This window comes from Marinobacter sp. (assembly GCF_041690615.1).
GTDB lineage: Bacteria > Pseudomonadota > Gammaproteobacteria > Pseudomonadales > Oleiphilaceae > Marinobacter.
In genome coordinates this window covers 1-23,198 of the sequence record NZ_JAWLGY010000003.1, presented here as the reverse complement: position 1 = coordinate 23,198, position 23,198 = coordinate 1, and the positions used below count along the sequence as shown (strand labels likewise).

Genomic DNA, 23,198 nt, shown 5'->3' with positions numbered 1-23,198 from the left:
ACAAATCAGTTCATGGGGATTCGGGTATGAGCCAGGCTGCGACAGGCCTCGTGCAAGCGCAGGCCCTGTTGCCGGGCATCCGCTATGACGGATGCCGCACCGATCTGCACCGGCTGGCCCCTGGCGATGAGCTGGTGCCCGTCTACCCAGACCGAGTCAACATTGGTGGTACCGGCGGCGAAAACCAGGTTCCAGATCAGGTTGCCACCCTGCTCATCGACACTGACCGGGGCCAGGTTGGCCTGGCCGGTATCCAGCAATAGCAGGTCCGCTTTCTTGCCCGGCTCCAGTGAGCCGATCTCATGATCCAGCCCCAGGGCTTTCGCACCATTGATGGTGGCCATACGCAGGACCTGGTCGGCAGGCAGTGCGGTGGCATCGAGACGGGTGGCTTTCTGGATCAGGGAGGCGAACTTCATTTCCTCAAACAGGGTCAGGCTGTTATTGCAAACCGGCCCGTCAGTACCCAGGCCTACCGTCACGCCCGCCGCCAGCAGCTCCGGCACCGGTGCCACACCACTGGCGAGCTTGGCGTTGCTGACCGGGCAATGGGCGATGCTGGTTCCAGTATCCGCCACCCGGGCGATCTCATCATTGTTCAGCCAGACACAGTGAGCCAGCAGGGTTTGTTCGCCGAGGATGCCGTAATGGTCCAGCATGGCCAGGGACCGGCGTCCAAACTCAGCAGTGACTGCCTGCTCCTCCTCTTTCTGTTCGCTGGCATGGGTATGGATGCCAACGCCAAACTCACGGCTCAGGGCAGCGGCTTCCCGATAGGCGTCTTCTGTGCAGTAGAACAGGTGCTCCAGCCCCATCCACACGCGGATGCGGCCGTTCTGCGTTTCATGGTGGGAGCGGATCAGCCGGCGGTTCTCTTCCCGGGTGGAGAAAAAGTCCTTGCCGGGGCGGTCAGCCACGTAGGGGGCCAGCTGCACCCGCAGACCAAGCTCGCCAGCGGCATCGGCACAACGGTCCATGTAACGGAACATGTCCATCACGCAGGTGGTACCGGACTGCAGGGCTTCCAGGTAGCAAAGGCGGGCCGAATGGTAAGCGAACTCCTCCGTCATGGCCCGGTGCTCCAGCTGGTACCAGGGCAGCCAGTCCATCAGCGGCATGTTCTCGGTCACACCCCGCATGAGGCTGGAGTGGGAGTGACAGTCGATCAGGCCCGGCATCAGGGCGTACCCTTTGCCATCAATCACCTCGCAATCAGCGGGAACGGGAATTTCCCGGCTATCCCCCAACCGCGCAATAACCCCCTCCTCTACCACCAGGGTGCCATCGGGAATAACCCGGTTGCGCGGATCGACCGTGAAAATCGCGGCGTTACAGATGGCGAAACGGGTCACAGGCTACCTCCCTCAATCACTGGCCTGACAGGTGTTGTAAGGATCACTTCGTCACAGTTCTCACCCGGGCCCTGGCGGTCTACCACCAGGTAGTCCGAGTCCGCAGCCAGGGGCAGCAGCGGCGCATGCCAGGTGCCGGCCCGGTAGTTCAGCCCCTGGTTACCCCGGACAAGGAAGACCCGAATAGCGGATTCATCGAAGTCGCCCGGGGGCGCCACCACTGCCAGGAAGGGCTGGTTGTTGATGGGCACGAACGCCTGGCTGCCCAGGGGGTGGCGTTCCATCAGGTTAATTTGCAGGGGGTCGAGGGGTTGGCCCCGGAATATGGACAAAATGGCCCGGGCATCATCACCCGGGAGCTCCACACCGGCCAGGGCGTGGAACCGTTCGGTACGGCCCTGGTTTATGGGGAAAGCATCAGCGCCCCGGGTATCAATGACCTCACCAAAGCGCGCGAAAGCCTCCCTCGTCAGGGGCTCGGCGATGATTTCCCGGGGCGAGCTCATGACACCGGCTTCCCGAACAGGCGCACCCGGCTGACGCCACCGTCCGGCATCATGTTGAACCGGATATGGGTAATCGGACCCAGGCTGTTCAGTTCACGGAATTCGTGGATGCTGTCCGCTGTCAACGGCTGTTCGTCCATCAGGGTATGCCAGAACATGCTCTGGGTAACCAGGGACCGGGGCGTGGCCGCGCCTTCATTCACACAGGCAGCCTGGATGGAGCAGGCAGAGGGAAAGTTGCCCTTGAAATGGGCGGTGTCTACCTGGATACGCTCGGCGATTCCCTTGTGACCCAGGGCCAGGATGCACCAGTCATTGCCCGGTTCCCGGCGACGGCGTGTTTCCCAGCCATCGCCCATATTGATGCCCCGGCCCGGTCGCAGCAGCTTGCGGGGTTCACCATAGTGGGCGTCGCTCCAGGCCTGGTCCACCTGGTCGGCGCCATATTCCAGGGCCAGCAGGTTCAGGGATTCGCCGCCTGCCAGGGTGGACCAGTCACAGAATGGCTTGCCGTACACTCGCAGCCGGGCCAGGCCGCCATCCGGAAAGATCTGCACCCGCACATGGGTAAAAGGCCGCTCGCTCGATATAGCGCAGAAGCGGTGATCGTTGCCCTTGAGCTCGGTAGCCGGCACCAGGGGTTGCCAGTCACCGTGTTCGTCCGGCTCACCTTCGGGACTGAAACAGGCTTCCAGGGAAGCCGCCGGGGGAAAGTTACCGGTAAAGAAACTGGTATCGAAATCCACGCCCGTCAGCACACCGGGCATGGCCAGGCGCACAATGCACCAGTCATGGCCAGTGATACGGCGGCGGCGGGTTTCCCAGCCATCCATCCACTTGCCGTGCTCGTCGTAACGGTCCGGGTAGAATACGGGCTGGTCGGGGCTGAGCATGCGCTCCCGGGGACCGAAGAATTCATCCGTCACCCGGACCACTTCTGCGCCCAGGCTGCCATCCGCCAGGTTCAGCCCCTGGCGGGTAAAGTCGGGTCCCTCGATTACGGGGGCCACCACGGCATCAGTCATTCGTTTGCTCCGGTATCAATGAGGTTGGTAGGGGTGCACCTGTTTCCAGTGGCGGGCGATATCAATGCGACGGCAGACCCAGACCTGCTGGTGTTGCTGGATATAATCGAGAAAGCGTTGCAGTGCGCGGAATCGACCAGGACGGCCAACGATTCGGCAGTGCAGGCCCACGGACAGCATTTTCGGACTCTCTTCACCTTCCTCGTAGAGCACATCAAAACTGTCCTTCAGGTACTGGAAGAACTGCTCACCGGAATTGAAGCCCTGGGGCGAAGTAAATCGCATGTCGTTGGCCTCCAGGGTATAGGGCACCACCAGGTGGGGCTCCTCTGAGCCGTTGCGGGTGGTCACGGTGGTCCAGAACGGCAGGTCGTCGCCGTAATAGTCGCTGTCGTATTCAAAGCTACCCTGCTCCACCACCAGCCGGCGAGTATTGGGGCTATCGCGTCCGGTATACCAGCCCAGGGGCGGCGCCCCGGTGAGGCGAGTGTGCTGCTCAATGGCCAGCTCAAGGTAGCGGCGCTCTTCCGACTCACTCATGTCCTGGTAGTGGATCCAGCGCATACCGTGGCAGGCGATTTCGTGGCCATCGGCCATGAAGGCCCTGACCACATCCGGGTTGCGGGCCATGGCCATGGTGACGCCAAACACGGTCAGTGGCAGCCGGCGCCTGCGAAATTCCCTGAGGATGCGCCAGACCCCGGCGCGGGAACCATACTCGTACAGGGACTCCATGCTCATATGCCGGTCATGGTAGGCCTCGGCACCGATAATGTCGGAAAGAAAGGTCTCGGAGTGCTCGTCGCCATGAAGCACACAGTTCTCGCCGCCTTCTTCGTAGTTGAGGACGAATTGCACGGCGACCCGTGCATCACCAGGCCAGCGGGGGTGTGGCGGGTGCTCACCATAGCCACGCATATCCCTGGGATAGGGTTCAGATTCGTTCATGTCGGTTTTTCCAGACCACAGCCCCGCAGGATCACCTCGACAAGGAAGTCGGCCGCATGGTCAAAGTCACGCTTTTCGTACTCGGCCTTGTTTTCCACCATCAGGATCTGTACCTGGAAGTCAGCGTAATGTTGTGTGGATGACCAGATCAGGAAAATCAGCTGTACAGGGTCTACCGGTGCCATGCGGCCATCGTCGATCCACTGCTGCATCACCTCGGCCCGACCGCGGACCCACTCCCGCATATTGGTGCGCAGGTGATCCAGCAGGAACGGCGCGCCCTGGATGATTTCCATGGCAAACAACCGGGAAGCCAGCGGATAGTGCCGTGACATTTCCACCTTGGTCCGAATGAAGGTGGACAGTGCCACCGCCGGATCGTCTTCGGGCCGGATATCGGTGAAGACCTTGTTCCAGCGCGCCAGAATGTCATCGAACATGGCGCTGTACATGCGCTTCTTGTTGCTGAAGTAGTACAGCACATTGGATTTGGGCAACCCCGCCCGCTCCGCGATGTTCTGGATGGTGGCACCCTTGTAGCCATGCTGGGCAAATTCCTGCTCCGCAGCCTGCAGGATCTTTTCCCGGTTTCGTTCCCGGATCCGCCCCGGGCGGTATTTGCGGCCGTTACCGGAACCACTGGCACGGGCAGGAGCGTCTGCGACGGTTTGATTGGTCATTGTCTTCTCACTTGTTGTCCATTTGTTCAGGAGTCCGACAGAATGATTCTGCCGGACTCCTGCGACGGATCAAAAGTGGAATTTCACCAGGGCACTGACGGAGCTCTGGGTGTCGATCAGGGTATCGTCCAGGCCGAACTTGTTGTTCCAGTACTGGTATTCAACACCGGCGTAGAGCACGCCCGGCTCGCCCCAGAAGTTGCTGACATCCAGCTTGATCTGCGGCGTGAACTGGAACTCGGACTCATGGTCGCTGGCCGAGGTGGACCAGTCGATGTAGCCGTCCACCAGGAACAGTGCCGGGCCAACATTGAAAGGCACGGCCCAGGTTACGGTGGTCTGCCAGTCGTCGGCGATCTCGCTGTTGTTCACATAGTAGAAGGCGGTATTGAAGTAGTTGAACCCGGGGACGTCCCACACCAGACCGAAGCCGGTCAGGTAGTTATTGACCTCAGTACCGCCACCGAATTCGTACTGACCGGCCAGAACCACATCCTTTACCGGCCCGAATGACATATCCTGACCGCTCAGCCAGCTGGTGCTGAGGGTGGGCGCAAATTCGCCATAAACCTCATCTGTGCCTTCCAGGTCACCCTGGGGCTGGTCCCGGTCAATGAAGAAGAAGGTGCCTCCCCAGTTGTGGGCTGTTGCGTTCTCGAAGGTGAAATAAGTGGCCTCGTACTCCATGCCACCGTCACCGCCGGCGTCGAACTCCACGCCCTGGTACTGGTTGCTGTGGAGAATGGAGACGCTTGAGCCGCCGAAGAATTTCTCGGCATGGGCCGCAGGGGCAAAGGAAGCTGCAGCAACACAGCCAGCAATCAGCGTTTTACGAAATGCATTCATGGTTGAACCTCTCTGGTTACTTTCTTTTTGGGTCATCGTTGGCATACGGGTGTCGTTATTGTTAGTGGCCGGGCCGGTAGGGCTGGCCAAGGGAAAGGGGTGTATTGAGCCGGGTACGCACCGGATTGAATGACAGCAGGATCAGCATCACGATGGTGACCACGTAGGGCAGCATCGCCAGCAGCTCCGTGGAGGCCCGCCAGCCCAGCCCCTGCAGCACCAGGTGCAGGATGCTGGCGGCGCCGAACAGGTACGCCCCCAGCAGGACCCGTTCCGGGCGCCAGGTGGCGAACACCACCAGGGCCAGGGCAATCCAGCCACGCCCGGCGGTCATGTTCTCGGTCCACATGGGCGTGTAGGCCAGCGACAGATAGGCGCCCGCCAGCCCTGCCATGGCACCGCCAAAGGCCACCGCCAGATAGCGGATGGTCAGTACTTTCAGGCCATTGGCATTGGCAGACTCGGGGGACTCTCCCACTGCCCGCAACAGCAGGCCGCCACGGCTCTGGTGCAGGAACAGGGCAATACCGGCACAGGCAACCAGGGAGAAATAGACCAGCGGGTCCTGGTGAAAAAACACGCGCCCGATCACCGGAAGATTACTGAGCAGCGGGATCGCCACCCGGTCAAACCCGTCGATGGACTCCCCCACGAATCCGGCCCCCACGAACGCGCTCAGACCGGTACCGAAGATGGTAAGCGCCAGCCCGGCGGCATATTGATTGGCCGCCAGGGTGACCGCCATGAAGGCAAACAGCAGCGACATGCCAACCCCGGCAAGGATGGCGACTGCCACGCCCAACGCCAGGCTGCCAGTGGACAGTGTGGCCACGAAACCTGCCACGGCACCCATCAGCATCATGCCCTCCTGCCCCAGGTTAAGGACGCCGGAGCGCTCGCAGATCAGTTCGCCCAGGGCCACCAGCAGCAGCGGCGTACCCGCCACCACCATGGCCGCCAGAATGTTGGTCAGCAGCTCCATCTCAGGCCTCCTGGGTCGCAGCAGGCGCTGCGACATGGGTGGGTTTGCGGACCGGCGCGCGGAGTCGTATCCGGTAATGGATAAAGGCGTCGCAGGTCAGCAGGTAGAACAGCAGCAACCCCTGGAATAACCCGGTAACCGCCTTGGGCATATTCATGGCGATCTGCAGCATCTCACCGCCGATAAAGGTCAATGCCAGCAGCGCACTGGCGGCAATGATGCCCAGGGCGTGCATCCGCCCGAGGAACACCACGATGATCGCGGTATAGCCGTAGCCCGGGGAGACCTGGGGCACCAGCTGGCCAATGGGGCCGGTCACTTCCGACGCACCGGCCAGGCCAGCAGTAGCACCACCCACCAGGAAGGCGAACCAGGTAAGCCGGCGTGCGCCGAAGCCGGCGAACGCCGCCGCACGATGGTCCTGCCCCACCACGTTGAGCTGAAAGCCGATAAAGCTGCGGGCAAACAGTACCCAGACCGCCACCGCCGCCAGCAAACCGAAGGCAAGCCCCAGGTGCAGCCGGGTGCCAGGTATCAGCGCCGGCAACAGGGCGGAGTCTGCGAACATTACCGACTGGGGAAAACCAAACCCCATGGGGTCCTTGAGGGGGCCGTGAACCGTGTATAACAGCAGGTTCAGGGCGATGTAGTTGAGCATGATGGTGGTGAGAATCTCGTTGCAGTTCAGGTAGGTCTTCAACCCGGACGCAATGCCGGCCCACAGCATGCCTGCCAGCACCCCCGCCAGCAGGACCACAGGCAGCACCCAGAAGCCGGACATATCCACCAGCGCAACCGCGACCACGCTGGCGCCCAGTGCACCCATCAGGAAGTGACCTTCAGCGCCGATGTTCCACAGCTTTGCCCGGTAACAGACCGTCAGGCCGGCGGCGCACAGCAACAGGGGCGCCATTTTCAGGCCCAGCTCGGCCAGGCCGACCAGGTCACTGATCGGGGTGATAAAGAAGAAAGTCAGCCCCTCCACGGGGTCCTTGCCAAGGGCCAGGAACAGTACAAAACCGGTAATGACAGTCAGCACCAGGGCCAGCACCGGAGATGCCCAGCGCATCAGCGAGGAATCAACGGGGCGACGTTCAAGCTGCAACATCGGTCACCCCGTCGTCACCGAAATCCCCGGCCATCCACTGTCCCAGCTGACCAATGCCCACATCCGCAGTTGCTGCCAGGGGTGACAGGCGACCATGACAGATGGCGCCAATGCGATTGCACAACTGGTATAGCTCGTCCAGATCCTCGGAGATCAGCAGGATGGCAGCACCTTCATTGCGCAAGTGAACCAGGGCCTCGTGGATAGCCACGGCGGAGCCCACATCCACCCCCCAGGTCGGGTGGGAGGCAACCAGCAGTTCGGGATTCTGCAGTGCCTCGCGCCCGATGATGTACTTTTGCAGGTTGCCACCCGACAGGCTGGCAGCCGCACTGTCTTCGCCATTGCAACGCACACCGAACCGGCGGATGACCTCGCGGGCATAGGCACGGACCCGCCCGGGGCGGACCAGGCCCCGCTCCACCAACCCCTCGCCGGCTGCCGTCAGCAGGGCGTTGTCCGCCAGCGACATGGCCGGCACAGCTCCCCGCCCCAGACGCTCCTCGGGAACCACCGCCATGCCCAGCCTGCGGCGCTGGTTCGGTGCCAGGTCGCCAATGGGTTTACCCGACAATTCAATGCACTCCGGTGTAAGCGGTATCTCGCCGGACAACGCCTTGAGCAGCTCGTCCTGGCCATTGCCGGCAACCCCGGCGATGCCCACGATCTCGCCCCGGCGCAGTTCGAAGGCCACCCGTTCCAGGCTGGTGCCGAAGGGGTCGCGGGTCTTCCAGCTCAGATTCCGGACCTTCAGCAGGCTGTCCCCTGGCTGTGCCCGGGAGACCTCGGTGGATATGGGGGTATCGTCACCCACCATGAGCCGGGCGATCTCCGTGGTGGATACCTTCGCCGGGCGGCAGTCGCCACTGACCCGGCCATGACGTAGCACGGTGGCGCGGTCACACAGGTTGCGCACCTCTTCCAGCTTGTGACTGATAAACAGCACGCTGCAGCCCTCCCTGGCCAGCTGGCGCAGGGTGGTGAACAGGGAGTCGACCTCCTGGGGCGTGAGTACCGAGGTGGGCTCGTCCAGGATCAGCAGGGTGCTTTCCTGGATCAGACAGCGGACGATCTCCACCCGCTGGCGCTCACCCATGGACAGGGTGCTCACATAGCGCCGTGGGTCCAGGGCCATGCCATACCGGTCCGATACCTCCCGGATGAGCTGGTTCAGTTTGCGCCGGTCGCGGGCCTCATCGGCGGGCAGGCCCAGGGCGATATTCTCCGCGACGGTCAGTGTTTCGAAGAGGGAAAAGTGTTGGAACACCATGCCAATACCCATTTCCCGGGCCCTGGCAGGACTCTCCACCTTTACCGGGTGGCCGTTCCAGATCACCCGGCCTGCGTCCGGCTGGATCACCCCATAGATCACCTTCATCAGGGTGCTCTTGCCGGCGCCGTTCTCTCCCAGCAGTGCGTGGATCTCCCCCGCCTCCACGGTCAGGTCGATACCATCATTGGCCCGGCAGCCCGGATACTCCTTGACGATACCTTCCAGCTTCAGGCGTAGCGCCGCGCTCATCGTCTTCCCCGTCTTCATTCAGTGTCCTCGTCCAGGCCATTCATAAACTGACCATGCAATCAACATTTCAACGAGCAGCAATTTGCTTGCCAATAGTTAATTCTGTCCCTGAAAAACACTAAATGAACCAACTGGTCAGATTTTTGCAGAAACCGGTTAACCGGTGACCCGGGCCCTGCCACTGGCAGGGGCCACGGACCCGCCAAACCCTGCAAACAGACTGGAAGCGGAGAGTACCGTGATCGAATTCCTTCTGAACGGGCGCATGGAAAAAGTTGACCAGGCCGACCCAAATTTGAGCATCCTCGAGTGGTTGCGCACCAAAATGCGCCTAACCGCCACCAAGGAGGGCTGCGCCTCGGGCGACTGCGGCGCCTGTACGGTGATTACCGGCACACCTGACCAATCGGGCAGTATCCGCTACGAAGCAATAAACAGCTGCATCAGCCTGCTCGGCAGTCTCCACGGCAAGGAGCTGATTACCCTGGAGGCGTTCCAGCAGGAACCGGGCCACCCGGTCCAGCGGGCAATGATGGAGAAACACGGCGCCCAGTGCGGATTCTGCACCCCCGGTATCGTGATGTCGTTGGTGGCTCTCCATGCTGACAGGGAAGGCACAGCCCCGGACGATCACCGTCTGCTGGAAGCGCTGTCCGGCAACCTGTGCCGCTGCACCGGCTACCGCCCCATAGTCGACGCCGGCCGCCAGGCCATGGTTCAGGCGTGGATTCCGGATGCCACGCATCCCGCCGCCGGCCTTGGCAGTAGCCAGGCTCCCGGCGAACTGACCGCCATTCACCGGGGCAGCAGCATCACGCTAACCACGCCAGGCGGCCCCCGTTATGACGCCCCGGTCAGCCTGGACGAACTGCGGACCCTGCGACGAACATTCCCCGAGTCGCGACTGGTGGCGGGCAGCACCGACCTGGCCCTGGAAATCACCCAGCAACTGAAGACGCTGGACCATCTGATCAGCGTCGAACGGGTGGCGGAACTGAAAGACTGCAAGCAGCAAGGGGAGGAACTGGTCATCGGCGCCGCCGCCAGCTACCAGCGGTTCCGTGGCCCACTGTCAGGCTTGTGGCCGGCGTTCGACTCCATGCTGGAGCGGCTGGGTTCCCTGCAGATCCGCAACCGCGGCACCCTCGGCGGCAACATTGCCAACGCCTCGCCCATCGGGGACATGCCCCCGCCCCTCATCGCCCTGGGCGCCACCCTGGTGCTGGACGGGCCGGATGGTGAGCGGCGCCTGCCCCTGGAAAACTTCTTCCATGACTATAAACAGACCGACCTGAAGCCCGGCGAGTTCGTACACTCGGTGCGGGTGCCGGTACCACGGGCAAACGAGCGGCTTTATATCTACAAGGTCTCCAAGCGCCTGGATGACGACATCTCCGCGGTGCTGGGCGCCTTCCGCCTGACCGTGGACAACGGCGTGGTGACGGACTGTCACCTGGCCTTCGGCGGCATGGCGGCCACTCCGGCCCGGGCCCTTTGGGCTGAAGCCGCGCTGAAAGGCCAGCCCTGGAACGACGACAGCGTCACCGCCGCAATCACCGCCCTGGCCAGCGATTTTTCACCCCTCACCGATGCGCGCGCCTCCGCCGGCTATCGCCTGCAGGTGGCCGGCAACCTGCTGCGCCGGGCGCTGCTGGCATCCACTTCCAGCGAAACCCTGATGGTGACCGACTATGCGTAAACTGCCCCTGAACACCCCGACGCCGGCCCACACCGCCCGCGGCCTGGCAGGCCACAGCGTCAAGCACGACAGCGCCTGGAAACACGTCAGCGGCCAGGCCCGCTATATCGATGATCTGCCCATGCCGGAGGCCCTGCTCCACGCCGCTGTTGGCCACAGCGCGCAGGCCCACGCCCGCATCCTGTCCATCGATCTTGAAGCGGTTCGAAACTACCCCGGCGTGGTGGCCGTGATCACGGCCGGGGACGTACCCGGTCACCTGGACATCGGCCCGGTGTTCCCCGGAGACCTGGTGCTCGCGGACGATATCGTGGAGCACATCGGCCAGCCCATCTTTGCCGTGGCCGCCACCAGCCACGAGGCCGCCCGCAAGGCAGCACGACTGGCGACGGTGGAGTACGAACCCCTGGATGCCGTGGTCACTGTAGAACAGGCCTTGGCGCAGCAACTCTTTGTGCGGCCCAGCCAGACCCAGCAACGGGGCGAGCCGGACCGTGCACTGGCGGAGGCGCCCCATCGCCTGCAGGGAGAACAGCACGTAGGAGGCCAGGAGCATTTTTACCTGGAGGGCCAGGCCTGCCTGGTGGAGCCCACCGAAGACGGCGGAATGTTTGTGCACACCTCCAGCCAGCACCCTTCGGAGGTGCAGAAGCTGGTGGCGGAAGTGCTGGGCCTGCCCATCCACGAAGTGCAGGCGGAGGTCCGGCGCATGGGCGGCGGCTTCGGCGGCAAGGAAACCCAGGCGGCGCCGCTGGCCTGTGTCGCTGCCCTACTGGCCCACGCCACCGGGCGGCCGGTGAGGTACCGGTTGTCGCGGGCAGACGACATGGTGCAGACCGGCAAGCGCCACGACTTCTACAACACCTATGACATCGGCTTTGATGACGACGGCCTGATCCACGGCGCCGACCTCATGGTGGCCGGCCGTTGCGGCTATTCCCCGGACCTGTCCGACGCCATAGTAGACAGGGCCATGTTCCACGCCGACAACGCCTACTACCTGGACCAGGCCCGGGTGGTGGGTCACCGCTGCAAGACCCATACGGTCTCCAACACCGCCTTCCGGGGCTTTGGCGGCCCCCAGGGCATGATGATCATCGAGCAGGCCATGGACGACATTGCCCGCTACCTGGGCCGGGACCCGCTCGACATTCGCAAGCTCAACCTCTACCGGCCCGGGCGGGACACCACCCACTATGGCCAGACGGTGGAGCAGCACGTGCTGCCGGAACTGATGGAAAAACTGGAGGCCAGCTCAGACTACCGCCAGCGACGGGCAGACATCACCGCCTTCAACCGGACCAGCCCGGTGCTCAAACGGGGCCTGGCCCTGACCCCGGTGAAGTTCGGTATCTCCTTCACCGCCAAGCACCTGAACCAGGCCGGCGCCCTGGTGCACATCTACACCGACGGCAGCATCGTGGTGAATCATGGCGGCACCGAAATGGGCCAGGGCCTCTACATCAAGGTAGCCCAGGTGGTGGCCTCCGCTTTCCAGGTAGACCTGGAACGGATCAAGGTGTCTGCCACCCGCACCGACAAAGTGGCCAACACCTCACCTACAGCAGCCTCCTCCGGCTCTGACCTGAACGGTATGGCCGCACTGGACGCTTGCGAGAAAATCATCGAGGCCCTGGTGGCGTTCGCCGCGAAGCACTGGTCCACCCCGGCGGAGCAGATCACTTTCTCCGATAACCAGGTGATCATCGGCGGCCAGGCGGTACCCTGGGACACCTTCATCCAGACCGCCTACATGAATCGGGTGCCCCTGTGGTCATCCGGCTTCTACGCCACCCCCAGGATCCACTACGACCCGGAGACCGGCACCGGCCGGCCCTTCCTTTACTACGCCAACGGCGCCGCCTGTTCCGAGGTGGTGGTGGACACCCTCACTGGGGAATACCGGGTGGTGCGCACCGACATCCTCCACGACGTGGGCCGCTCGCTGAACCCGGAGATCGACATTGGCCAGATCGAGGGCGGCTTCGTGCAAGGCATGGGCTGGCTGACCACCGAGGAGCTGGTCTACAGCGACGAGGGCCGGCTGCTGACCACCGGCCCCGCCACCTACAAGATTCCGGCGGTATCCGATTGCCCACCGGACCTGCGGGTGGCCCTGTTGCCCCAGAGCCCCAACCGCGAAGCCACCGTGTTTCACTCCAAGGCCGTGGGCGAGCCACCGTTGATGCTGGGTATCGCCGTATGGAGTGCCCTGCGGGATGCGGTGGCCAGCCTTACCGACTACCGCTACAGCCCGCCCCTGGACACCCCCGCCACGCCGGAACGGGTGCTGGGCGCGGTAACCGTCAGCCAGCGGTGGCTGGCCGGGCAGAAGGAGACCGCGTAATGGACCGGCGACTGACCTGGTACCAGGCCGTGGCCCGGTGCGAGGACCGGGGCGAGCCCTATGTGCTGGTCACTGTGCTGGGGGTGACCGGTTCGGTACCCCGGGAGCCCGCCAGCAAGATGGTAGTTACCGGCGAGCACAGCTACGACACCATCGGCGGCGGCCACCTGGAATACCGCATCTGCCAGCAGGCCCGGGAGCGGCTGGCAAGGGAGGACTACACCAGCGAACTGGCCCATTTCCCCCTGGGCGCGAGCCTCGGCCAGTGCTGCGGCGGCAGTGTGTCGGTCTTGATCGAGGCGCACCCGGGCTGTGAACAGGAACTGGTGATCTTCGGAGCGGGCCATGTGGCCAAAGCCCTGGTGACCATCCTCGGGGAACTGCCCTGGCACGTCACCTGGGTGGACGAACGGGCCGACCAGTTTCCCGACCAGGCGCCCGCCAACATTCGGATCCACCATACCGACGATCCGGTGGGGGACGCCCCACAGCTGTGTGCCGGTAAACAGGTACTGATCCTCACCCACAACCACCAGCTGGATTTCGAGCTGTGCCGCACCCTGCTCACCGCCGGCAACTGTGCGGGTATCGGCCTGATCGGCTCAGACACCAAGGCGGAGCGCTTCCGACAGCGGCTGGACCACCGGGGGTTCAGCCCGGGGCAGATCCATACCATCCGCTGCCCGGTAGGCCGCGCTGACGTGCCGGGCAAACGCCCCATGGAAGTCGCCGTGTCCATCAGCGCCGAGCTGCTCAGCCTGGCTGCCAGCGCGAACCACCCCGCCGCCCGCCGGGGCCTGCCCTGGAAGGAACTGAAAGGCCTGATACAGGACACCCACACCGGCCAGCAAGGTCAGGTGGCGCCTGCAGCGATGCAAAGAGGGATAACCGAATGAGTCTTGAAGAACTGAATGCCCTGCCCCCGGACCAGGCCGAAGCCCGCTTCCGGGACTGCTGCGCCGCCGAGCCCTGGGTGCAGGGCATGGTGGACAACCGACCCTATACCAGCCGTGAAGCCATGCTGGCCCAGAGCCAGCGCCTGTGGCCCACCCTCACCGAGCGCGACTGGCTGCAGGCCTTCGAGGCCCACCCGAGAATCGGCGACGTGGACAGTCTGAGAAAGAAATACGCCAGCTCCAAGGCCCTGGCCAGCGGCGAACAGGCGGGAGCCCGGAGCGCCGATGAGGACGTGCTGCGGCGCCTGAAACAGGGCAACGACACCTACCTGGAGAAGTTCGGTTTTATCTTCATCGTCTGTGCCACCGGCAAGTCCGCCAAAGAGATGCTGCACCTACTGGAGGCGCGGTTGCCCAACGGCCGTGAGATGGAACTGAAGAACGCCGCCCGGGAGCAGGCAAGGATCACCGAGATACGATTGGAGAAACTGGCATGAGCGCAAAGAGCCCCATCACCACCCATATCCTGGACCTGGGCGCTGGCCGCCCGGCCGCCGGCGTGGCAGTCACCCTCAACCAGGTCCTTGGCGGCCAGGCAACCCGTATCGCCGAAGGCACCACCGACGACGACGGCCGCCTCATGAACTGGTTCGACACTGCCCTGGATGCTGGCCATTACCGGCTCACCTTCACCACCGGCACCTGGTACCAGGAGCGTGGACTGGACACCTTCTTCCCCGAAGTGAGCCTGGATTTCCACGTAAGCGACACCGACGCCCACTACCACGTTCCGCTGCTGCTGAACCAGTGGGGCTACTCGACCTACCGGGGGAGCTGATGACCAGGACAACCCACACCCCGTTCCCGGCGGGCTGCCAGGCCCATCGCGGCGCCTTACTCCATTTCCTGGATGACCCCGGTAATGACCCGGAACCCAGGGATGGCAGCCTGGAATATGCCGAAGACGGCCTGCTCATCCTGCTGAACGGTCGGGTGCTCGCCACCGGTCCGGCGCAAGAGCTGTTGCCCCGCATGCCCGAGGGCACCCCGGTCACCCACTGGCAAACAGGTCTGATCCTGCCCGGCTTCATCGATACCCACGTGCATATGCCGCAACTGGGGGTAATGGCCAGCTACGGTGCCCAGTTACTGGACTGGCTGGAAACCTACACCTTCCCCCACGAGGCCCGCTTCCGTGATGGCGACTGGGCCCGGGCGGAGGCGCAGCGGTTCACCGACCTGCTGCTGGCCCACGGCACCACCTCCGGGCTGGTGTTCTGCACCTCACACCCTGCCTCGGTGGACGCGCTTTTCGAAGCCGCCGAAAGCCGGGGCATGGGCCTGACCGCCGGCAAGGTGATGATGGACCGCCACGCCCCGGACAACCTTACCGACACCACCCGGGGCAGCTACGACGACAGCCTGGCCCTGCTGCAGAAATGGCACGGCCGCGGCCGCCAGCGCTACGCGATCACCCCACGCTTTGCAGCCACCTCCACCCCGGAGCAACTGACCCTGGCAGGGAGAATGGCTGCCGATCACCCGGATGTGATGGTGCAGACCCACTGGGCGGAGAACACCAGCGAGATCCAGTGGATCAGAGAGCTCTTCCCCGAGCGCCACAGCTACCTTGACGTGTACGACCACTACGGCCTGCTGGGGAATCACACGGTACTGGCCCACGGCATCCATATTGATGACCGGGACCGCCAGCGGCTGGCGGAGACCGGCACCCGCATTGCCTTCTGCCCGACCTCCAACACCTTTCTGGGCAGCGGCCTGTTTGACTTTCGCAGTGCCCGGGAGGCCAGTGTGCAGGTGGGCCTGGCATCCGATGTGGGTGGCGGCACCAGCCTGTCCATGCTGGCCACCATGGCGGAGGCCTACAAGGTCTGCCGCCTGCGGGGCCAGACCCTGACGCCCTGGCAGGCGTTCTACCTGGCCACCCTGGGCAACGCCCGGGTGCTGCACCAGGCGGACCAGACCGGCAGCTTCCGGCCCGGTTGCCATGCCGACTTCGTGGTGCTCGACCAGAGCGCGTCACCGGCGCTGAACATGAAACAGGCCCACAGCCACACCCTGGCCGAGACCCTGTTCAACCTGATGATCCTGGGGGACGACCGGGCCATCGCCACCACCGTCGTGGCCGGCGAGATTCGTTACCAGCGGCCCGGCAGCCATGTCACACCAACCCCGCAACCCACACACCCCGCCTCAACCCCCGCCCAAGGAGCCTGATTGATGGAAGCCTACCTCAGCGAGTGGCTTGGCCTGATGGTCCGCTGGTTTCATGTCATTGCCGGCGTCGCCTGGATCGGCGCGTCGTTCTACTTCGTCTGGCTGGACAACCACCTGCGGGAACCCCCGGCGTGGAAAAAACAACAAGGCATCAAGGGTGACCTGTGGGCCATCCACGGCGGCGGCATCTACGAAGTGGCCAAGTATCAACTGGGGCCCAGGGAAATGCCCCGGGAGCTGCACTGGTTCAAGTGGGAAGCCTACAGCACCTGGCTGAGCGGCATGACCCTGCTGTTCATCGTCTACTATCTGGGCTCGCCGGGTTACCTGATTGACCCTTCAAAGGCGGATCTCAGCCTGGGCACCGGTGTCGCCATCGGCCTGGGTACCCTGGCAGTGGTGATGGCCATCTATGAATCGCTGATCCGCAGCCCCCTGGCCAACAACGGCAAGGCCTTCGGCCTGGTGCTGTTCGCCATCCTGCTGCTGGTGGACTGGGGCCTGTTCCAGGTGTTCTCCGGCCGGGGTGCCTATATCCACGTGGGGGCCGTCATCGGCACCATCATGGTGGCCAATGTCTTCCTGGGCATCATCCCGTCCCAGCGGGCGCTGGTGAACGCGGTCAATGCGGGCAAGGAGCCGGACCAACGGGTCGCCAGGCTGGCCGCCCTCGCCAAACTGCGCTCCACCCACAACAACTACCTGACCCTGCCGGTCATCTTCATCATGATCAGCAACCACTACCCGATGCTGTACGGCCACCCCCACGGCTGGGCCATACTGGCGGCCATCGGCTTTATCACCGCTTTCGCAAGACACTACTTCAACCTGCGCCACCGGGACATCAACCGGCCGTCCATCCTGGTGGCCTCCGCCGTCATGACCGTGATTCTGATCTGGGTGGTTGCCCCAACAACCTCCACCTCCGCCAGCACCGGTACTGCCGCTGTCAGCGACGAAACCGCAACCAGCATCATGGAAACCCACTGCGTTGCCTGCCACGCGAAATCCCCGACACACCCCGGCTTCCAGTCCGCACCGGCGGGTATCCGGCTCGATGAGCTGTCACTGCTGGCCGACCATAAAGGCACGGTACGGCAGGCAGCGGTGGAGACCCATTACATGCCATTGGGGAACAGTACGGGGATGACGGAGGAGGAACGGGAGCAGCTGGGGGCGTGGTTAAGCGCACAGTGAGGCGCCAGAGTGTGTCAGGAGGCTGACTGATTCGGCCACCGCCCGGTGGCTCGGGCAGTGGCCCGACGTGGGATCCGTGTCACGGCAATCCCCTTTTACAGGCTGCATGGAGCTGGGTTAAGGGCTACAATGCGCCTTTTTAGGGCGCTGGGCGCTGCTGCCGTACTTTTACAGGAAGGCCCATGTCTATTCAGCTTGATTTTCGCACCCTCAGCCTGACCTTGGTGCTTTTCAGCCTGGTGTTTGGCCTGGGTATGTTTGCTTATTCAAAAGAGCATGCCAAGTTCTCAGGTATAAAAACCATTGGGGCAGGTTATCTGCTGTTTGGCGCTGGCGGTGTGCTACTCGGCCTGCGTCATTTTATTCATGATTTCGCGTCCATCGTGCTTTCCAACACCGCACTTATTATAGCGGTAGTGCTGATCTACAGAGGACTGTTCCAGTTTATAGGTATCTCTCTGCGTTTTGAGCGCTGGATGAGCCCGACACTGGTGGTCCTGTTGGCAGCTGCAATGTATTTTTACAGCTTTCACATTCCAGATATAAACCTGCGTATACAGGCTTTCTCTATCACCTTTGCAGCCGCCTGTTTTATTGGTGCAGTCGGGTTGTTGCAACACCGTGAAATCCACAACCGGTTGGTCGCCAAAATGCTTATTGCCATGTTTATTCTGGTGGGCGCCTTCTTTATCTTCCGTTTTATTTGGTCGTTTTACGAAATACCGCCCGATGATTTCATGAATGCCGGATTTCTTAGTGCGCTGTCAATTATTGCCGGGGAGTTTCTGGTGATTTTATCGTCGTTTTGCACGATATGGATGGCTTCCGATGAACTGCAGGATGAGCTCTCAGAAATAGCGCGGGTTGACCCTTTGACGGGAATCTACAATAGGCGGGCATTCGACGAATGTTGTGATATCGAGTTCAGCCGCGCGCTGCGTTCGGGTACTTCTTTCGCCATTATCATGTGTGACCTGGACCACTTTAAAAAAGTGAACGACAAGCACGGCCATCATATCGGTGACGAGGTGTTGAGGCGCTTTGCTGCTATTCTCCAGGACAGAATACGACAACATGATGTGGTGGCGCGTTTTGGTGGCGAAGAGTTTATTTTGCTGTTGCCGAACAACAATACCGAGCAGGGTTTACAGGTTGCGGAGCAAATCAGGGCGAAAACGGCAGCAACCCGGATTACGATTGATGGCAATATCAGCGTGACGCTTTCAGCGAGTTTCGGGGTGGCTCATTACTGTGCGGGTGACAGTGATTGGAGTTCGGTGCTGCACCGTGCTGATAACGCGCTTTACGCGGCCAAAAAACAGGGCCGTAACCGAGTTTTCGATCTGGCAACGGCGAACCAGGGCTTACAAACTGACCTGATGCCACGTGAGCAGACATAGACCTGAAGAGAATAAACATTCTGGCTCGCCTTAGAAACCGTATTCCATCTCCAACCGAAAGGACCAGGCGTCATCCACGTCATGATCTGCCAGCCGGCGCTCCTCCCTGGAATAGATCGTTATGCTGCGGCCCATAAACCGGCGGACCCCCATGGTCACCTGTAGCGCCTCCGCCGGAAAATATTCCAGGTGAATACCTGGCGTTACCTCGTCGGTGTGCAGATAGCCTGAAGGTGCGGTCGGGTTGCCGTCAGACAGGCGGTACGTTCTGATATCCCGCTGGACATCGGCCTTTACCGCCAGCCGTTCGTTGAAATGATAGCGCAGCGTCGTTTCTGGAAGGCCGAGCGTACCGGAGAACCCGTCTTGCGTGCCCCTGTTCCAGGTCACCCCCAGCACCGGGTAGAGCGTCGAATCCACTGGATGATACAACGACCCCATACCAGCGAATACATTGAGATCATCCCGGGGCATATAGAGCCCGACAACCTGTGGGTTCAAGGTCCAGGAGCGGGAGGACACGTCATCCTCAAAACCGGCAATGGCAGACATCTGAAGCCAGAGCCCCCATCGGTCATCAAGCTCACCGTAATACTGCAACCCGGGTGCGATCCTGGTCAACTCTCCCCATGGCTCCCGGCGAGAGGCACTGCCAAGCTCTGAGCCGGAGCGCCAGTCACTTCTTCTATGGTCAAGGTCCAGCAGCAGAAACTGCCAGCTCAGGCTGGCGGCGTATTCCGTAAAACCAAAAGAGGCATCAGTATCATCAACGTCTGCTCGGCCAACGCGCTCCATGGAAATGTTGAGAGAAGCCGCAGCCGCACCATTCCCTTCGCTCTCATCAGCCCCATCGGCACCAGAGGCAATCATCGGCCAGAGTACGGCTGCCAGCATACCTGCAAGCAGGATAACCCAGAGTCGTACCGTCTGGCTGGTTCGTCCAGTGTGTAAAAACATAGTTCATACCCATTGCCTGCGCTCGCTGACACAGCAGCGCTCATTTGATCCGCCCTGGCAGTCCATAGTACGGACCAGGTCGGCTTAAACAGCCAGAAAACCTCCGGCAGGGCAGTACACCCAATACATTCCAGTCACGGTGCCTAATCTACAGTACATTCGACAATGCCTGACCGGCCTTTGCGGGGGTGGCCCGAACACGGCGGCAACGGCGCGAGACACTGTGTACCTCTCACCGCAAGTCAGCAAACGCCTCTTTCACATGACCAGCCAGCGCATCATTGACCGGATTGCCGCCATTGCGCGCCAGGGCGATCTGGTAGTCCCCCAGGGGCGGCAGGCCTTCCCTGTCCAGTTTACGCAATGGTGGCCGTACAAGGCTGAGCGGAAAAGGCGCGACCGCCAGGTCCGCCAGCATGGCCGCTTCCTGGCCGGAACAGTGGTCGCAGGTATAGGCCACGCGATAGGACATATGGGCCGCATCCAGGGCGTTCAGGGCCATCCGGCGCCAGGCACAGCCCTGGTTTGCCAGGGCAACCGGCAGGGGGGAACGATTGGCGGCGATGCCCCCTTCGCGCCCTGCCCATACCAGGGGCTCTGTGTGGACGATCTCACCCCGCCACTCCTGGCCTTCGTTACCGATGGTGACCAGCACCATGTCCAGCTCCCCGGCATCCAGACGCTCCAGGTTCTGCCGGCTTGAGCCCACCATCACATCCACCTGTACGGCCGGATGAGAGCGTGCAAACTGGGCAAGCACCCCCGGCAGAATACGGCTACCCACGTCATCGGAGGTGCCAAGACTGACCCGGCCTTCAAGTGTCGGGGTGAGGAATTGCTGTATTGCCTCCTCATTCAGCCGCAGGAGCCGCCTGCCATAGCCAAGCAATACCTCACCTTCAGGTGTCAGCCGCACGTGCCGGGCTTCCCGTACAAACAGGACATGCCCGAGGATCTCCTCGAGACGCTTGATCTGCATACTCAGCGCCGAGGGCGTGCGAAACACCTGCTTTGCAGCCCGCGTAAAGCTTCCGGTCTCGGCAATCGCCACGAAAGTACGCAGCACATCGGTATCCAGCAGGGGAACGGTTTCACGGCTGATCAATGGCTTTGAGCTGTCCATAACCTTACCTTTCAGATTTTCTTAAGACACAGGTTAATTCTTTTCGTTTGTTTGATCAAAAGTGAGGCTGCATGCTTTAGAAACGAGCCGCGGCCAACCCGCCGGGCTTCTCACGCAAGTGACAAGGAGACCTTCAATATGTGCAACCAACAAGCGTTTCGCCGTCCTCACTTGGCCCCGGAAGTCCCTGTGAAACCACCAACGCTGGATCTCTACATGCCGGCAACACCGCCACTGGCTTTGCTGGCAAAAGCTGATTTCTGGCTGAAAATCATGTGGCGCAGGCACCATTTCCGGCGACTGTTCGTGCCGTTGCTGGAAGAGGAAGATCTGATACTGTCAGACATCGGCCTGAACCGGACTGATATCGAGTGGGCCCTTGAGCTGCCACTGAGAGTCGATGCCCTGAAGGCACTGGAGGCCTGCCGCAAGGCACGGGGAATTCATGACAAGGCTGCGGCGGAGGGTAGTCAGTACGGTACCGGCGAAAAAAGGTGCGGACAATCAGGTCCACCCCGGCGGATACATGCTGAGCACTAGTGTCCCGTCTGGTTAACGCGCAACCCCTCATCTATCATCAGACTCTCGGACACTTCGCCATGCCAGAGGACGGCAACATCCTGCATCATGCCAACGACAAGACAGCTCGGCCGGTGATAACAGTTTTCTGGGGTTCGCGTTGAAACGAAGTACGGACAAAACCTGGCTGACCACGTTCCAGCAGCGGTATTCCGTGAAGGAACGGATCTTCCTATTCTACATGGCCTTCTTTGCGGCCCTGGCACTACTGACCATCGTCGCCAACATCCTGAGCGGGTTTGATTTTTCCTTTAACTACAAATGGATGGCCATCAGCACTTTCTGCACCGTCCTGGGCCTGCTGGCCCTGAAACGGATCAGGACGGAACTGGTGCACCGGGTCGGCATTTATGGGCTCTGTCTTGTCGTCCTGCCGGTTTCCTGGCTTTCCAGCGCCGGCCTGGTGTCGCCCAGCATGGTCTATTCAGTGGTCGCTTTGCTGCTGATTAATTTCCTGCTGGCCGGCATCGAACGGCTTGCCCTGAACACCGTTTTCCTGGGCGTGAACCTGGCCCTGATCTCCCTGTACCACGTTCAACCGGAGCTGTTCCGGACCCTGTCGGCCGAGGAGCAGTTTCTCGACTGGATGGTGAACATTCCCCTGCTCTTTGTCTTTACGGCCCTGCTGCTGGCCACCTTGGAGCGGGCCTATGAGCGTGAGCGGGAAGTAAACATCGAAAAGACCAGGAAGCTGGCCATCCTGTCACGGACAGATTCGTTGACCGGCCTGCAGAACAGACGCCATCTGAATGAAGATATCGGGGACCGGATCCGGGAGTGGCAGAACAAGGGAACGCCGTTTTCCATCATCGTTCTCGATGTGGACTACTTCAAACAGTTCAATGATGCCTACGGCCACCTGCAGGGTGATAAGTGCCTGCAGAGGATTGCCTCATTACTCCAGGCTGCGGTGTCACGCTCTGATGACAACGTGTACCGCTTCGGTGGTGAGGAATTTCTCCTGCTGCTGAAGGAGACGGACCGGGCCGGTGCGCTGTCCTTTGCCCGCAGGCTTGAAGCCGATATTGCCAGGGCCGCCATACCCCACAAGCAATCCGGCGTGTCATCCGTTATTACTGCCAGCATGGGCATAGCGACGTGCGACACCCGCAATGCCGACAGTCAGACATTGCTCAAACAGGCTGACACGGCGCTGTACCAGGCCAAGGATTCCGGGCGCAACCGGATTGTGTGCTTCGAAGGTTAACCAGTGCGCCGCTCGCCCCGGACGCGTCAATCAGGCCCGGTGCCCCGGCCCTGTTCCTGCCGGGAAAGGTGAAGCGTGTCATTGCGAACCAGAAACCGGTTGTTGATAGTCAGCCAAAGCGGTTCGCCCGAAAGAGGCGTCTCTTCCGGCAGGGCTTTCTGGGCGTGGAGATGCAGGTGTGGTTCCGAACTGTTTCCCGAGTTACCCATTTGCCCCAGAAGTTCACCGATTGCTACTTCGTCGCCCGTTGCCACCCCGATACTGCCCTGCCGTAAGTGCGCCAGGATGACGAAAAATTCCCCGCAATCCACAGCGACATGGTTACCCGCCATATGATCGCGATCCATGACCGGCACGGGCTGGTCCTCAAGGCCATCCACCACCAAGGCTACCTTTCCCTGACAGGGCGCGAGGACCGGAGTGCCAAACGTGGTGTACCCGGCCGGATTGTCGGGGTGCCAGTCCGTCCTGTGGAAGCCCATGGGATGGAATCGAGTAGGAGGGGGAGTTGCCTCCCCCGTCCTCTCACACCACCGGGCATACGGTTCCGTACCACGGCGGTTCATGATTGGCTCTGAAGCCGAAC

22 protein-coding genes are annotated in these 23,198 nt (G+C 61.9%); 10 read left to right on the top strand and 12 right to left on the bottom strand.

All coding sequences use genetic code 11. From position 1 onward, the window contains the following. Positions 1-5: 5 nt before the first annotated feature. The 9 genes from ACESMZ_RS02945 to ACESMZ_RS02905 form a co-directional block, all read right to left on the bottom strand. On the bottom strand, positions 6-1,352 hold the full coding sequence (locus ACESMZ_RS02945) for an amidohydrolase family protein (protein ID WP_372957771.1): 1,347 nt from the start codon (positions 1,350-1,352) through the stop codon (positions 6-8). Continuing rightward, positions 1,349-1,858 carry an ureidoglycolate lyase gene (locus ACESMZ_RS02940; RefSeq protein ID WP_372957770.1) on the bottom strand — a complete coding sequence of 170 codons (510 nt, stop codon included), beginning with the start codon at positions 1,856-1,858 and terminating at the stop codon, positions 1,349-1,351. The genes ACESMZ_RS02945 and ACESMZ_RS02940 overlap by 4 nt, the downstream gene beginning before the upstream one ends. Beyond that, positions 1,855-2,883 carry an allantoicase gene (gene alc, locus ACESMZ_RS02935; protein WP_372957769.1) on the bottom strand — a complete coding sequence of 343 codons (1,029 nt, stop codon included), beginning with the start codon at positions 2,881-2,883 and terminating at the stop codon, positions 1,855-1,857. Before alc ends, ACESMZ_RS02940 begins: the two co-directional genes overlap by 4 nt. Positions 2,884-2,898: 15 nt before the next feature. Then, the gene (gene puuE, locus ACESMZ_RS02930) at positions 2,899-3,831 is read right to left on the bottom strand and encodes an allantoinase PuuE (RefSeq protein ID WP_372957768.1); all 933 of its coding nucleotides are present in this window, start codon (positions 3,829-3,831) and stop codon (positions 2,899-2,901) included. After that, positions 3,828-4,511: a TetR/AcrR family transcriptional regulator gene (locus ACESMZ_RS02925; protein ID WP_372957767.1), complete on the bottom strand. Its 684-nt coding sequence runs from the start codon at positions 4,509-4,511 to the stop codon at positions 3,828-3,830. Before ACESMZ_RS02925 ends, puuE begins: the two co-directional genes overlap by 4 nt. 69 nt (positions 4,512-4,580) lie before the next feature. Further along, a complete protein-coding gene (locus ACESMZ_RS02920; RefSeq protein ID WP_372957766.1) occupies positions 4,581-5,357 on the bottom strand; it encodes an outer membrane protein OmpK in 777 nt (258 codons plus the stop codon). Between the two features lie 61 nt (positions 5,358-5,418). After that, positions 5,419-6,375: an ABC transporter permease gene (locus ACESMZ_RS02915; RefSeq protein WP_372957765.1), complete on the bottom strand. Its 957-nt coding sequence runs from the start codon at positions 6,373-6,375 to the stop codon at positions 5,419-5,421. Next, positions 6,341-7,447 carry an ABC transporter permease gene (locus tag ACESMZ_RS02910; protein ID WP_372957764.1) on the bottom strand — a complete coding sequence of 369 codons (1,107 nt, stop codon included), beginning with the start codon at positions 7,445-7,447 and terminating at the stop codon, positions 6,341-6,343. The genes ACESMZ_RS02915 and ACESMZ_RS02910 overlap by 35 nt, the downstream gene beginning before the upstream one ends. Next, positions 7,434-8,987 carry an ABC transporter ATP-binding protein gene (locus ACESMZ_RS02905; protein ID WP_372957763.1) on the bottom strand — a complete coding sequence of 518 codons (1,554 nt, stop codon included), beginning with the start codon at positions 8,985-8,987 and terminating at the stop codon, positions 7,434-7,436. Before ACESMZ_RS02905 ends, ACESMZ_RS02910 begins: the two co-directional genes overlap by 14 nt. Before the next feature lie 220 nt (positions 8,988-9,207). Between ACESMZ_RS02905 and xdhA the strand changes: the two genes are divergently transcribed. The 8 genes from xdhA to ACESMZ_RS02865 all read left to right on the top strand — a co-directional run bounded on the left by xdhA (position 9,208) and on the right by ACESMZ_RS02865 (position 18,746). Next, positions 9,208-10,668, top strand: coding sequence for a xanthine dehydrogenase small subunit (xdhA, locus tag ACESMZ_RS02900; RefSeq protein ID WP_372972181.1), 1,461 nt, complete (start codon positions 9,208-9,210; stop codon positions 10,666-10,668). Next, positions 10,661-13,015, top strand: coding sequence for a xanthine dehydrogenase molybdopterin binding subunit (gene xdhB / locus ACESMZ_RS02895; protein WP_372957761.1), 2,355 nt, complete (start codon positions 10,661-10,663; stop codon positions 13,013-13,015). Before xdhA ends, xdhB begins: the two co-directional genes overlap by 8 nt. Then, positions 13,015-13,911 (top strand): xanthine dehydrogenase accessory protein XdhC, encoded by an 897-nt coding sequence (xdhC, locus tag ACESMZ_RS02890; RefSeq protein ID WP_372957760.1) that lies wholly within the window; start codon positions 13,015-13,017, stop codon positions 13,909-13,911. Before xdhB ends, xdhC begins: the two co-directional genes overlap by 1 nt. Further along, positions 13,908-14,408: a 2-oxo-4-hydroxy-4-carboxy-5-ureidoimidazoline decarboxylase gene (gene uraD / locus ACESMZ_RS02885; protein ID WP_372957759.1), complete on the top strand. Its 501-nt coding sequence runs from the start codon at positions 13,908-13,910 to the stop codon at positions 14,406-14,408. Before xdhC ends, uraD begins: the two co-directional genes overlap by 4 nt. Beyond that, complete coding sequence (gene uraH / locus ACESMZ_RS02880; protein WP_372957758.1) at positions 14,405-14,749, top strand: hydroxyisourate hydrolase; 345 nt, start codon at positions 14,405-14,407, stop codon at positions 14,747-14,749. Before uraD ends, uraH begins: the two co-directional genes overlap by 4 nt. Continuing rightward, positions 14,749-16,149 (top strand): guanine deaminase, encoded by a 1,401-nt coding sequence (guaD, locus tag ACESMZ_RS02875; RefSeq protein ID WP_372957757.1) that lies wholly within the window; start codon positions 14,749-14,751, stop codon positions 16,147-16,149. The genes uraH and guaD overlap by 1 nt, the downstream gene beginning before the upstream one ends. 3 nt (positions 16,150-16,152) lie before the next feature. Next, a complete protein-coding gene (locus tag ACESMZ_RS02870; RefSeq protein WP_372957756.1) occupies positions 16,153-17,346 on the top strand; it encodes a urate hydroxylase PuuD in 1,194 nt (397 codons plus the stop codon). Positions 17,347-17,528: 182 nt separating this feature from the next. Next, positions 17,529-18,746, top strand: a complete 1,218-nt coding sequence (locus tag ACESMZ_RS02865) for a GGDEF domain-containing protein (RefSeq protein ID WP_372957755.1) — start codon at positions 17,529-17,531, stop codon at positions 18,744-18,746. A gap of 30 nt (positions 18,747-18,776) precedes the next feature. Here the strand turns inward: ACESMZ_RS02865 and ACESMZ_RS02860 are convergent, their stop codons facing one another. Both ACESMZ_RS02860 and ACESMZ_RS02855 read right to left on the bottom strand, forming a co-directional pair. Continuing rightward, positions 18,777-19,703 carry a hypothetical protein gene (locus ACESMZ_RS02860; protein ID WP_372957754.1) on the bottom strand — a complete coding sequence of 309 codons (927 nt, stop codon included), beginning with the start codon at positions 19,701-19,703 and terminating at the stop codon, positions 18,777-18,779. Between the two features lie 232 nt (positions 19,704-19,935). Further along, complete coding sequence (locus tag ACESMZ_RS02855; protein WP_372957753.1) at positions 19,936-20,826, bottom strand: LysR substrate-binding domain-containing protein; 891 nt, start codon at positions 20,824-20,826, stop codon at positions 19,936-19,938. A gap of 189 nt (positions 20,827-21,015) precedes the next feature. Here ACESMZ_RS02855 and ACESMZ_RS02850 point away from each other — a divergent pair, with 189 nt between their 5' ends. Continuing rightward, positions 21,016-21,366, top strand: coding sequence for a hypothetical protein (locus tag ACESMZ_RS02850; protein ID WP_372957752.1), 351 nt, complete (start codon positions 21,016-21,018; stop codon positions 21,364-21,366). A gap of 139 nt (positions 21,367-21,505) precedes the next feature. Next, positions 21,506-22,612, top strand: coding sequence for a GGDEF domain-containing protein (locus ACESMZ_RS02845; protein WP_372957751.1), 1,107 nt, complete (start codon positions 21,506-21,508; stop codon positions 22,610-22,612). A 26-nt stretch (positions 22,613-22,638) separates the two neighbouring features. On the opposite strand, the gene ACESMZ_RS02840 is transcribed toward ACESMZ_RS02845, so the two are convergent. After that, positions 22,639-23,198 (bottom strand): M23 family metallopeptidase (locus tag ACESMZ_RS02840; protein WP_372972180.1); only part of this gene is annotated, 560 nt, incomplete at its 5' end.

What these genes read in the sequence shown, in the direction of transcription:
- ACESMZ_RS02940 (WP_372957770.1), bottom strand. Translation starts at nt 1,858, where the DNA reads ATGAGCTCGCCCCGGGAAATCATCGCCGAGCCCCTGACGAGGGAGGCT.
- alc (WP_372957769.1), bottom strand. Translation starts at nt 2,883, where the DNA reads ATGACTGATGCCGTGGTGGCCCCCGTAATCGAGGGACCCGACTTTACC.
- puuE (WP_372957768.1), bottom strand. Translation starts at nt 3,831, where the DNA reads ATGAACGAATCTGAACCCTATCCCAGGGATATGCGTGGCTATGGTGAG.
- ACESMZ_RS02925 (WP_372957767.1), bottom strand. Translation starts at nt 4,511, where the DNA reads ATGACCAATCAAACCGTCGCAGACGCTCCTGCCCGTGCCAGTGGTTCC.
- ACESMZ_RS02920 (WP_372957766.1), bottom strand. Translation starts at nt 5,357, where the DNA reads ATGAATGCATTTCGTAAAACGCTGATTGCTGGCTGTGTTGCTGCAGCT.
- ACESMZ_RS02915 (WP_372957765.1), bottom strand. Translation starts at nt 6,375, where the DNA reads ATGTCGCAGCGCCTGCTGCGACCCAGGAGGCCTGAGATGGAGCTGCTG.
- ACESMZ_RS02910 (WP_372957764.1), bottom strand. Translation starts at nt 7,447, where the DNA reads ATGTTGCAGCTTGAACGTCGCCCCGTTGATTCCTCGCTGATGCGCTGG.
- ACESMZ_RS02905 (WP_372957763.1), bottom strand. Translation starts at nt 8,987, where the DNA reads ATGAAGACGGGGAAGACGATGAGCGCGGCGCTACGCCTGAAGCTGGAA.
- xdhB (WP_372957761.1), top strand. Translation starts at nt 10,661, where the DNA reads ATGCGTAAACTGCCCCTGAACACCCCGACGCCGGCCCACACCGCCCGC.
- xdhC (WP_372957760.1), top strand. Translation starts at nt 13,015, where the DNA reads ATGGACCGGCGACTGACCTGGTACCAGGCCGTGGCCCGGTGCGAGGAC.
- uraD (WP_372957759.1), top strand. Translation starts at nt 13,908, where the DNA reads ATGAGTCTTGAAGAACTGAATGCCCTGCCCCCGGACCAGGCCGAAGCC.
- uraH (WP_372957758.1), top strand. Translation starts at nt 14,405, where the DNA reads ATGAGCGCAAAGAGCCCCATCACCACCCATATCCTGGACCTGGGCGCT.
- guaD (WP_372957757.1), top strand. Translation starts at nt 14,749, where the DNA reads ATGACCAGGACAACCCACACCCCGTTCCCGGCGGGCTGCCAGGCCCAT.
- ACESMZ_RS02870 (WP_372957756.1), top strand. Translation starts at nt 16,153, where the DNA reads ATGGAAGCCTACCTCAGCGAGTGGCTTGGCCTGATGGTCCGCTGGTTT.
- ACESMZ_RS02865 (WP_372957755.1), top strand. Translation starts at nt 17,529, where the DNA reads ATGTCTATTCAGCTTGATTTTCGCACCCTCAGCCTGACCTTGGTGCTT.
- ACESMZ_RS02860 (WP_372957754.1), bottom strand. Translation starts at nt 19,703, where the DNA reads ATGTTTTTACACACTGGACGAACCAGCCAGACGGTACGACTCTGGGTT.
- ACESMZ_RS02855 (WP_372957753.1), bottom strand. Translation starts at nt 20,826, where the DNA reads ATGGACAGCTCAAAGCCATTGATCAGCCGTGAAACCGTTCCCCTGCTG.